Origin of the sequence: Streptomyces sp. NPDC058145 (genome assembly GCF_042884245.1) — a bacterium.
In the GTDB taxonomy this organism is placed as follows: Bacteria; Actinomycetota; Actinomycetes; order Streptomycetales; family Streptomycetaceae; genus Streptomyces.
In genome coordinates this window covers 1-742 of the sequence record NZ_JBHVUH010000062.1, presented here as the reverse complement: position 1 = coordinate 742, position 742 = coordinate 1, and the positions used below count along the sequence as shown (strand labels likewise).

At 39.4% G+C, this 742-nt stretch carries 1 protein-coding gene; it reads right to left on the bottom strand.

Annotation, left to right across the window (positions count from 1 at the left end):
• Positions 1–74: 74 nt before the first annotated feature.
• On the bottom strand, positions 75–742 hold a 668-nt coding region (locus tag ACFVVO_RS39410), incomplete at its 5' end, for a ParA family protein (RefSeq protein ID WP_390061704.1).

Here is a 742-nt window from a genome sequence, read left to right as displayed (position 1 = left end):
ACCGATCATGCTGATCTCGCGGAACTTTAATTGTTCCCCTCTTGTCTTTATTTTTCTTTACACTCTGCGTCCACTCATTGCCCCTCGTTGTCTTGTTCCGATGTGGTCTCTCCAAAAGGCCCATCATATCCCATCCTCTCTAACATTTCTTTTGCAAGACGCTTATACATATACAATGCGTCTTTATCATGACGATCATTATCAGTAATCCCTTTTCGAGTAAATGTTTTAATCCTCCGCCGGTGATAAATAGCGCTCTTCATGAGATATTCGCCGTATTCTTCTTTTGCGCGGTTAAAAACACTTATATCACTAGGACTTCTCGATTCGATCAGCAAGGGGATGACTCCCAGTAAATCAATATCCGTTTCATAAGCATGTATCATTTCCTGTAGGTACGGAATGAATTGCTGTGTGGCTTTAAAGCTCCAATCCTGTGTTTGCATGACAAGCGCTGCATAATCCGCAGCAACAACCGCATTATTCGTAAAATCGGAAATCGTTGGCGGTGTATCAATGAAAATAAAATCATAATCATTGCGCAATGGCTCAATCAAATGATCTAAAAGATAAGCTCGAGATTTTATGTTTCCCTTTACTGTGTCATTCAAAAAAATAGGTAAACCAACTAAATCCAAGTCGCTTGGAATCAAATCCAAATTTTCAAAGGTAGGAACGATACAATTCGTAATATCTCCGGCTTTGATCCCTTCGTATAGTGATCTTTCAAAATCTTCAATTC